8 protein-coding genes are annotated in these 10,627 nt (G+C 33.7%); 6 read left to right on the forward strand and 2 right to left on the reverse strand.

What is annotated here, in order from left to right:
* Window positions 1-164 precede the first annotated feature (164 nt).
* From licT to ACGH80_RS08580, 6 genes are all read left to right on the forward strand, one after another.
* On the forward strand, window positions 165-1,007 hold the full coding sequence (gene licT / locus ACGH80_RS08555; protein WP_411630930.1) for a BglG family transcription antiterminator LicT: 843 nt from the start codon (window positions 165-167) through the stop codon (window positions 1,005-1,007).
* 188 nt (window positions 1,008-1,195) lie between these two features.
* Window positions 1,196-3,076, forward strand: coding sequence for a beta-glucoside-specific PTS transporter subunit IIABC (locus ACGH80_RS08560; protein ID WP_411630932.1), 1,881 nt, complete (start codon window positions 1,196-1,198; stop codon window positions 3,074-3,076).
* A 3-nt stretch (window positions 3,077-3,079) separates the two neighbouring features.
* Entirely contained in the window at window positions 3,080-4,474 is a 1,395-nt protein-coding gene (locus ACGH80_RS08565; RefSeq protein WP_174798053.1) for a glycoside hydrolase family 1 protein, read from the forward strand.
* Between the two features lie 268 nt (window positions 4,475-4,742).
* The gene (locus tag ACGH80_RS08570) at window positions 4,743-6,074 is read left to right on the forward strand and encodes an OprD family outer membrane porin (RefSeq protein WP_174798052.1); all 1,332 of its coding nucleotides are present in this window, start codon (window positions 4,743-4,745) and stop codon (window positions 6,072-6,074) included.
* Between the two features lie 13 nt (window positions 6,075-6,087).
* Window positions 6,088-6,852: a histidine phosphatase family protein gene (locus ACGH80_RS08575; protein WP_085165933.1), complete on the forward strand. Its 765-nt coding sequence runs from the start codon at window positions 6,088-6,090 to the stop codon at window positions 6,850-6,852.
* A gap of 142 nt (window positions 6,853-6,994) precedes the next feature.
* Window positions 6,995-7,534: a methylated-DNA--[protein]-cysteine S-methyltransferase gene (locus ACGH80_RS08580; RefSeq protein ID WP_065590706.1), complete on the forward strand. Its 540-nt coding sequence runs from the start codon at window positions 6,995-6,997 to the stop codon at window positions 7,532-7,534.
* A 202-nt stretch (window positions 7,535-7,736) separates the two neighbouring features.
* Here ACGH80_RS08580 and ACGH80_RS08585 read toward each other — a convergent pair whose 3' ends face one another.
* Entirely contained in the window at window positions 7,737-9,050 is a 1,314-nt protein-coding gene (locus ACGH80_RS08585; protein ID WP_411630935.1) for a hypothetical protein, read from the reverse strand.
* Window positions 9,051-9,637: 587 nt separating this feature from the next.
* On the reverse strand, window positions 9,638-10,627 hold a 990-nt coding region (locus tag ACGH80_RS08590), incomplete at its 5' end, for a hypothetical protein (RefSeq protein ID WP_296301142.1).

Consider the following 10,627-nt stretch of genomic DNA (forward strand, 5'->3'; position numbering starts at 1 on the left):
AGACTAAGCGGCCTCGATACATTAACCCTATCGGGGCTTTTTTATAGTAAAAGAAAAGCAATATTTTTTTAAAATATGATATTTATCACATTTCTTTATATTTTTGCTTCCGATTTTTTTATGTCTATTCATAATAAATAGACATATATAATTAATCATACCCAATGAAAGTTTATAAAATATTAAACAACAATGTTATTGTTACACTTGATGCTAAAGGTAATGAATTAATTGTTACTGGTCGTGGAATTGGATTTAAAAAACGTGAAGGTGACTTAATTGATACAAGTCTCATAGAAAAGCAGTTTTCACTCGATAATAAAGAAACATACCCTAAATTTGAAGAATTGCTTTCAAAGATTCCTTTTGAAGTGTTAGCCACATCTGAAATTATTATTAATCATGCAAAACAATGCATAGATGGCATATTACAAGACAGCATTTATATTTCGCTGACCGACCATATCCATTTTGCTATTGAGCGCCACCAGCAAGGATTTGATATTCCTAATGGATTTCTATGGGAAATCAAAAAGTTTTACCCTAAAGAGTTTCAAATCGGTTTGTATGCCTTATCAATAATAAAAGAACGATTATCTGTTGAATTACCTGAAGACGAAGCTGGTTTTATTACTTTTCATATTATCAATGCGCAATTAAATGACACAATGCCCAATATTGTTAATATGACTAAAATCATGCGCGAAATTCTTAATATAGTGAAATACCACTTTAACTTTGAATATGACGAAAATTGCCTATCTTATCAACGTTTTGTTACTCATTTAAAATTTTTTGCTCACCGTATTTTAAGCCACAGCAAGCAAACACAACAAGATAACTCTTTGTATGAATTAGTACGACAAAAATACGAACTAGCCTATATTTGTACTAAACAGATAGATTTACATTTAATACAACAATATCAACATCCACTTTCTGATGACGAAAGTCTCTATTTAACTATTCATATTGAACGATTACGAACTGAATTGAAAAATCAATAATGTGATATAACTCACATTTTAATCATTATATTTGAACAAATTATATCTATTATTCTTAAATCATGCTAATTTTATTAAATCATTTTTGGATTGTTATTGCATAGAAAAGCAGTTAGCTATGCGAGCAAAACCTAAATTCCTTAAATTAAAGGGATTTAGGTTTTTTTTTGCATTGAAAAGGATAAGGTATGAAAAATAAACAGTTTGCCGAATCAATTATTCAACATGTTGGAGGTAAGGACAATGTTATCAGCTTAGTGCATTGTGCTACTCGTTTAAGATTTGTATTAAAGGATGATAACAAAGCCGATGCAGAAACATTAAAAAAGTTAGCTGGTGTGATTACAGTTGTACAAAGTGGAGGACAATTTCAGGTTGTTATCGGTAATAATGTTGCTGATGTATATAGTGACATTATGCAACTGACAAATCTTAATGAAAATAATCAACCAACCTTGCAATCAGGCAAAAAATCGGGGATTTTCTCTAAATTGATTGATCTGGTTTCGGGCATTTTTATTCCAGCTCTTGCTGTACTTGTTGCAGGCGGGATTTTAAAAGGTCTAATCTCGTTGTTACAAGTAATCAATGTCATTATCCCTGAAACACCTACTTATAATTTCCTATTTGCCATTGCTGATGCACCTTTTTATTACCTACCTATTATTTTAGGATTTTCTGCTGTTAAAAAATTTGGCGGTAACCCCTATGTAGGCATGGCAATTGGCGGTGCATTAGTTCACCCTAATATTGTCGGTATGATGGGAGGCGCATTAGAATTACAAACCGAATTCTTTTCAATCCCAATTAGTCTAATCCCTTATGCATCATCGGTATTTCCAATTATTTTAGCAAGTTGGGGATATTCTATATTGGAACGAGCTTTTAATAAAATATTGCATGATTCGTTTAAAAAATTTATCTCGCCATTACTCAGCATATTAATTACCGTACCGTTAACTTTTGCGGTTATTGGCCCTGTTGTGTCAATGTTAAGTGACCTTATTGCCTCTGGAATTATCTTCATCTATCAATTAAATCCTGTAATTGCTTCAATGATTTTAGCAGCTGGCTGGCAAATCATGGTGATATTTGGGGTTCATTGGGGATTAGTACCATTTTCGATGAATAACTTGGCTCTTTATCATGAAGACTTTATGTTACCTATTTTATTACCGGCTGTTTTTGCACAAACAGGGGCAGCATTAGCGGTAATGTTACGTTCTAAAGATAAGCAATTTAAAGCATTAGCAAGCTCATCTGTATTATCAGGGATTTTTGGTGTGACAGAACCAGCAATCTATGGCGTGAATTTACCATTAAAAAAACCATTTGTTATTGGTTGCTTGTCTGCCGCAATTGGTGGGGCTATTGTTGGTTATCATCACACTGTCACTTATTCGTTTGGTATGGTTAGTATATTTTCATTTTTACAATTAATTCCAATTGAAGGGGTCGATGCAAGATTTTATGCGGTTGTTATTGCTACAATTATTTCCTTTGCAATTGCAACAATCGTTACTTACTTCTTTGGTATACCTAAAGATAAATCTCAAACGGATGAAATTGATAATTCATATTCTAACAATATGGAAACTGAAAATAAAACCACGATCTACAGTCCAATGTCAGGCAAGGTCAATTTATTAAGTGAGGTAAAAGATCCTACATTTGCCAGTGAATTAATGGGTAAAGGAATAGCAATCATCCCAACTGTTGGTCAAGCTGTTGCACCTGATAATGGTGAAGTTGTGTCATTATTTCGAACTAAACACGCAATTGGCTTTCAAACCGAATCTGGAGCTGAAATATTAATTCATATCGGTATTGATACCGTTAAATTAGATGGTCAACATTTTGAAGCTCACGTAGAAGCTGGTAGCAAAGTAAAAAAAGGTGATTTGCTAGTCAGTTTTGATATAGAGGCAATTAAGCAAGCTGGTTTTGAAGTTACCACACCAATTATCATTACTAATAGTGATAGTTATCAAGATATACAATGTATCTTTGAACAAGATAATATTCAAAGCGGAGAGGCTTTATTAGCGTTATCCCAAAATAAGGAGTAAAACATGTCAACAAAATTTCCTAATGATTTTCTTTGGGGCGGTGCCATTGCCGCTAATCAAGTTGAAGGGGCTTACCGTGAAGGAGGCAAAGGTTTATCTACATCAGATTGTACGCCAAATGGTTTATTTGGTGACATCATCAATCGCAATGAAACTGATATTGCTAGTATTAAAGACAAAGCTATCGATTTTTATCATCGCTATCCTGAAGATATTGCTCTATTTGCTGAAATGGGTTTCACTTGTCTACGCACATCAATTGCTTGGACACGCATATTTCCTAATGGCGATGAAGAACAACCAAATGAGGCTGGTTTAGCCTTTTATGACAAATTATTTGATGAAATGGCAAAACACAACATAAAACCACTAGTCACTTTATCACATTATGAAATGCCCTATTATCTTGTTACCCAATATGGTGGATGGGAAAATCGTAAAGTCATTGAATTTTTCACTCGTTACGCTAAAACTGTTTTTGAACGCTATAAAAATAAGGTTAAATATTGGCTTACCTTCAATGAAATCAACATGTCATTACATGAACCTTTCACTGGTGTTGGTTTGGACAGAAACAGCACCAAACAGCAAATCTACCAAGCAATTCATCATCAATTAGTTGCCAGTGGTCGAGCGGTTAAACTCTGTCATCAAATCATTCCAGATGCAAAAATTGGTAACATGTTATTAGGTGCTGTGGCTTACCCTCTTACGCCAAAACCTGAAGATGTTTGGGAAACTCATCAAGAAAATCATGGTTGGTTATTTTTTGGGGATGTTCAGGTGCGTGGTTATTATCCAACCTATATGGATCGCTTCTTTAAAGAAAATCATATTAAGCTTGATATTACTGAACAAGATAAACAAGATCTTAAAGAAACAGTCGATTTTATTTCATTTAGTTATTACATGAGTTGCTGTGCAACAGATGATGAGTCACAAAAAACCAAAGGTAATATTTTAGATATGGTACCTAACCCTTATCTTAAAGCATCCGAATGGGGATGGCAGATCGATCCAATTGGGATTCGTTATCTTCTTAATTTACTTTATGAGCGTTATCAAAAACCGTTATTTATTGTCGAAAATGGCTTAGGTGCTAAAGATAAATTAGAAGTAGACAATACAATCAATGATGATTATCGGATTAATTATATGAATGATCATTTAGTACAAATCCGAGAAGCCATCAACGATGGTGTTGAAGTCATGGGATACACCAGTTGGGGACCAATAGATCTTATCAGTGCATCTAAAGCCGAAGTCACTAAACGCTATGGATTTATTTATGTAGATCTAAATCAAGATGGCACTGGCACACTAAATCGTTATAAAAAGAAAAGCTTCTACTGGTATCAATCTGTGATTTCCTCAAAAGGTGAAAATTTGAAAGCATAAGATAATCTGGGAGGATTGACGCTACTCATCCCCCCTATTATTTTTTTATAAACATGTGAAAAGGTAAATAGCTAATTGAATGGAGATATAAATTATTTAAATTAATCATATTACTATAAAAAACATATATACATAAAAATAAAACAAAACTTTAAATTATTGGATTGTTACTGCTTTTTGGCAGGCAAAACCTAAATATTAATTAGAGAATTATTCTCTGATTTGGTATTTAGGTTTTTTAATATAAAAACGATTAGGAAAAAGAACAATGAAAATAAAATATCTCACAATAATGCTATTAGGGATATCAAGTTATTCTATGCTAGCAAATGCAACAGCCCACAACAACTCAATTCTCGATGATACATTTTTTAAAGACACCAAATTTGTATTTTCTACTCGAAACTATTGGAAATATTTAAAAGAAAATGCATCCCAACCTAAAGAGGTACACAGCGCTTGGGGGCAAGCATTTAGCTTTGATTATAAATCAGGTTATTTATTTGACATGATTGGTTTTGATGTCACCTATGATAACATAATAAGATTAGGTGCTAGTGATTACTTTGCGACCCGTAACCTACTTTATAACGATGGTAAAGGCTATAACAAACATAACGCTCACGGATTTAATAAATTTACCCAACGTTATGCCAAAATAAAATTAGGTAATGATGCTATTAACTTTAATGGGAAAGCTGGTTGGCATAGCATGAAGGATTTAGGTATCATAAGTTCAACCCAACATCTTACCCGCAATAGTTATCTTGGTTATAGCGGAATTCTAAAATATGATAACGTTTATTTTTCATTGGCTTATATTGATAGCACCCTACCCCGCGAATCCGCTAAAAAATTACGTTTTTTAACGGCCGATCGTAAAAAAATCATTAATAATATTTCAACAGCTGAAATCGCTTATAAAGATAAAGATCTTACTTTAGATTATTCTTATGGTGTTGCTAAAGATTATTTAAGACGCCATGTCATTGAATTATCGTATAAACCAATACAAAAATTAATCTTAGGCGGACAATTCTACGGAAGTTATGCTCTTGACAATTATGATGCCATGAAACAAAACAAAAAAGAGTTTGAAGATCACGCATGGCACTATGCAACCGATGTCGAATGGAAAGAAGAAGACTGGAGTATTAAAGTCGGTTTAGCCTATACAGACGCTAACAAACATAACGCTATCGGATATTATAATCGACATTTAGGTAAAAATACTCGTGCTCGCTTTAACGGTCTTGCCGCTGCTGGCTCAGATTATTTACGTGATGGTGAACTGGTACTAACAACAGTAATGAGTTATGATTTTGTTAAAGATAATAGCACTGGTCTATATATGAATTATGGACAATTTAACTACAAACATAATACATTAAAAAATGGCGAAATTAACGTTTTTGATATATGGAAACCAACTAGTGGTGCTTTTAAAAATTTTTCTATTCTATCGAAGGTTGGATATGGTTGGTCTTATAAAACTGTCAGTGCTTCAGACCTTACACCTAAACTTAGACATGGAAAATACCAACGTTCACCTTCACTTTCGGCGGAAACAGTAATTGATTACCGATTTAATTTATTATAAAGAGGACAAAACAATGAAAAAATTTATTATATTAATTAGTGCATTAATTATTTCAATAACAACCTTATCACAAGCTTTTGCTGATGATGTTTATCTCTATGTCACTCGCCATGGTAAAACTATGTTTAATAACGTACACCGTGCACAAGGATGGTCTGATACACCGCTAACAAAACCTGGTGTCGAGGTGGCTGAACAACTAGGACGAGGGTTGAAAGATGTCAAATTTATTTCAGTCTATTCAAGTGATTTAGGTAGAGCACGACAAACTGCTCGCATTGTTTTAGAAGCTAAAGGCGATAAAATTCAAATTAATGAAATGGAAGGCTTACGTGAACAGTGTTTTGGCGATTATGAAGGAGATTTTGATCCGAACATGTGGACACCAGCTGCACAGCATTTAGGTTATGCATCAGATAAAGAGCTAATGGCGGATATGGCTCAAGGCAAGGTTTCCCTAAAAACAATGATGGATGCAATCGCCGCAGTTGAGAAATCAGGCGAAGCCGAAGACTACAATAAAGTAAAAAATCGTATGCAAGCATCATTAAAAGCCATAGCTGAATCAGCCAAATCACAAGGTGGTGGCAACGTACTTGTAGTATCTCACGGTTTAGCAATTATGGCTATGGTTCAAGAGTGGCAAGATAAACCAATTACAGCTGGATTAGGTAACGCAAGTGTTACTAAAATTCGTTACACCGACGATGGTAAATTTATTGTTGAAAGCCTTGGAGATATGAGCTACGTCGAAAAAGGCAAAAATCAAGCAAAATAACTTCAAAATATATGGCTCACCAATGAGCCATATTCCACATTTACTATTAGCTCATAATATTAATCGATAAATTTGTAGTATTTATCGCCATAAACAAGCATAATTTAATAGTGTATTTATTAAATGTTACTAAAAGGCCAATATGTTTTATTTATGCAATTATTCATCTCCAGTGGGACTAATAACCCTAGCCAGTCAACAAAATAAGCTCGTTGGGGCTTGGATTGAAGGTGAAAAATATTTTGGTCACACACTCAATACACGAACAGAAGAAAAATCTAATTTACCCATTTTTAACTCAACAAAAAAATGGCTTGACGATTATTTTTCAGGAAAAAGACCGAATCCATACCAATTAGAACTTGCGCCAAATGGCACGCCTTTTCGAAGCTTAGTATGGGAAATTTTATGCAAAATTCCATATGGTCAGGTCATTACTTACGGCGATATCGCAAAACAGATCGCCATTAAAACAAACAAAGCAAACATGTCTAGCCAAGCCGTAGGCGGGGCTGTTGGTCATAATCCCATATCAATCATTATTCCTTGCCACCGAGTTATCGGCGCAAACGGTAATTTAACAGGTTATGCTGGTGGAATAGATAAAAAAATAAAGTTATTAGAAATAGAAGATGTTTATATCAAAGATTTTTTCATTCCAACTAAAGGAACTGCACTTTAAATTGTAGCTACATTGTTTTTCATTCTAAATTTTTAACTGATGGAATAACGATAAAGCACTACTACACCAGTTAAAAATTGAGTTAATGAATAATATATTCCATCAACTAAAAAATGTTTTAATTTTAGTATTATAAATACGGTTTTATTACACAAATAAAGCAATACTCTCAACTTTATAAAGAAAAAAGTTACACAATAAATTACCCCTTACATGCAACATAGTTATTCCAAGAGTCATTTCCCGTGCCTATATGCCCAGAATCAGAATATACATGATATTGTTTAGAAGAAGATTCTCGATCTCGTGTCCAATAAACACCGCCACGCCACTGAGAATCAGGATAAGATCTTTGATTGATAAATCCCCACTCACTAAATAATGAACCATCAATTGCTCGTGTAAAAATCCCTCCCCAGAAAATAGCAGGATCGATCTCTATAGTGGTAGTGGGAGCATTTGTTAACTCATTAACGCTTAGAAGCTTATTAATACCACCACATCGTTGCCATCCACTTGCTCTATCTCCTTTAAAATCGCCTTGAGGTTTTGCCCAAACTGAAATTGGTGTAAAACTATACTCATGCATAACAGATGCATCTCTTTTTAACACAGCCCTTATAGTGACAGTTCCTGATGGTTTACTTATTAATTTAACCATACCATTCTTATCAACAACAACCCCATCACCAGGGTTGTTAATTAATTGATAATCGTAATCCGTTTGTGCACCAGTCATCACTAACTGAAATTTAGCCCCAGGAAAGCCTGTTGTAGGAAATGTTTTTGACGATACGACTGGTTTAATCCTAAAACCATAATTTGGTACATAATCTTGAGTATAACCTCCACCACCTTTTGATCGTGTTCGCCCATCTGGCGAATTCCAATACATTCGATAATTCAAATCTGGATTATCACCAAGCTTACCCCATTGATATTCAGGATAAATAATTATGCTATTTGGTTTGGCATAACATAGTTCTGATTTTGGTGCGATTTGGTAGGTTTTGGCTAAAGTAATCTGTTTACTTTCATTTGGAATACCATATTGCGAATACGCTTTTACTTTTGTTTCAAGTATCAATTTTAATGGCATTGAAAAGCCACTGCCACAACCTATCATTTTTTTCTTATCATTACCTATTATTCTTACACCATTATTGTCATACCACCAATAATTAGTCGATTCAACTTTAAACGGCTCCTGTGGATCGGCACTATCACCATCTATATCGCTGTAATTTTCAACTTTATCTAAATTTGTTGAAGTATAAATCGCCACTTTAAAATCGTTAAGCGTTAAATTACCATCAAATTCTTTCACTTCACTAGATTTTATAGTGCCACTCGCCTCACTGTAAAAAACACCGTTGACAGTAAAACCATGTTTATTTGCACTCGATAACGCAACCACTTGCGGTGCATTTCCTGTAATAATCTGACTCGAAGTTGCTGTTAGTATTGCATTAGCTGGAACCGATATAGCCAATTGTGATAATAAGATTAAGCTCATTACTTGAGTAAGTTTCGGTTTTAAGTAAGCTGTCAGTGCCGTTATTTTGGTAGCAAAGCGAGAGTTGCAATAGAAGTGTTTAAAACAAAAAGGTAACGCTAAAGATAAAACGTTATGCTGTAATATTAAAGGTGAAACAAAATGCCCGATTAAGTCTATATTCTATCATAATTTTATTATTCCTCATAATTATTTTTGTTATTTTATTGTTATAAAATAAACAGTTAACATCATTCTCAATACTTTTAGCATAAAACAGTATATAACTATGCTACGCTATTTTAGAATAAAAACTTCATTTTTCACCTACTTTTTTGTAAAGTTTTGTTAAGAGTCTAGATGCTGACTTTTCAATGTAACAATTTAGACATAATTTATCAGTGCGATAAAAGTATTTCATATTGCTAAATTCAACAGGCAAAAGCATTGTTTTTATTTCTTACTAAATATGAATAAATAGAAGTTGATCGATACAATAAAATAGCAATCAATTTATTGATTAAAATAAAAACCATCCGTATTAGAATGGTTTGATTAATGTTTATAATAAAGAATAATATTTTACTTTTAAATATTTCTATAAAAAATCAACCTTTACAAATTATATAATTATCCAACCATTTTTCATCTTTAGTATTTGCTATTCCAATACAACCACTATCAGCATATACGGTAAATTGAGCAAATGAAGAGTGAATATCTTTTGTCCAATAAGGCTTTGTCAAAAACTCCGAATTCCAGTGAGATTTAGGATAAGCCGCTTTATTTATCGGTCCCCATTCACCTAGTAATGAATCACCTATCGCTCGCGTAAATAAATTAATAGCTGGCGGGGTTGGCGATAACTCAGGCGCATTTTTAACTGGTGAATTACTCAATTCCTTTCTAGTGAAAAGATTATTAATTCCTCCACATTGTTTTACCGCAGTATCAAATCCACCTTTCATATCACCTTGAGGAAGCGCCCAGACACTTGTTGGATTAAAACTATAATCATGAATTATTGATGGTTTTCTTTTTAAAACAGCCCGAACTGTCACTGTACCAGCTGGTTTACTATTTATAACAATACTTCCCATAGTATCAACCGAAACACCATTTCCTGGATTATTGATTACATGATAATCATAATCACTCTGCGAACCTGTCATCACTAGTTGGAACTGAGCACCAGGAAACCCTGTAGTTGGAAAACGTCTATTTGAAACAGTTGGATTAGCTTTAAAACCGAAATCCAATACATAATCGCTTGTGCGACCACCACCACCGATAGGATCTGGTATATTTAAATGAGGTTTATTCCAACCAACTCCATTACCAGTACCTTTACCATCAAAGCTAAACCATTGAAGTGTTGAGTGCACATTTGTCGCATTTGGTTTGGCATAACATAGCTCTGATTTTGGTGCGATTTGGTAGGTTTTGGCTAAGGTAATCTGTTTACTTTCATTTGGAATACCATACTGCGAATACGCTTTTACTTTTGTTTCAAGTATCAATTTTAATGGCATTGAAAAGCCACTGCCACAACCTATCATTTTTTTCTTATCATTACCTATTATTCTTACACCATTATT

The organism is Gilliamella sp. BG1 (assembly GCF_046635625.1).
GTDB lineage: Bacteria > Pseudomonadota > Gammaproteobacteria > Enterobacterales > Orbaceae > Gilliamella > Gilliamella bombi.

Excerpts from the sequence above, each read along its gene's own strand:
- ACGH80_RS08580 (WP_065590706.1), top strand. The coding sequence starts at position 6,995 with ATGTTTTATTTATGCAATTATTCATCTCCAGTGGGACTAATAACCCTA.
- ACGH80_RS08575 (WP_085165933.1), top strand. The coding sequence starts at position 6,088 with ATGAAAAAATTTATTATATTAATTAGTGCATTAATTATTTCAATAACA.
- ACGH80_RS08570 (WP_174798052.1), top strand. The coding sequence starts at position 4,743 with ATGAAAATAAAATATCTCACAATAATGCTATTAGGGATATCAAGTTAT.
- licT (WP_411630930.1), top strand. The coding sequence starts at position 165 with ATGAAAGTTTATAAAATATTAAACAACAATGTTATTGTTACACTTGAT.
- ACGH80_RS08560 (WP_411630932.1), top strand. The coding sequence starts at position 1,196 with ATGAAAAATAAACAGTTTGCCGAATCAATTATTCAACATGTTGGAGGT.
- ACGH80_RS08565 (WP_174798053.1), top strand. The coding sequence starts at position 3,080 with ATGTCAACAAAATTTCCTAATGATTTTCTTTGGGGCGGTGCCATTGCC.
- ACGH80_RS08585 (WP_411630935.1), bottom strand. The coding sequence starts at position 9,050 with ATGAGCTTAATCTTATTATCACAATTGGCTATATCGGTTCCAGCTAAT.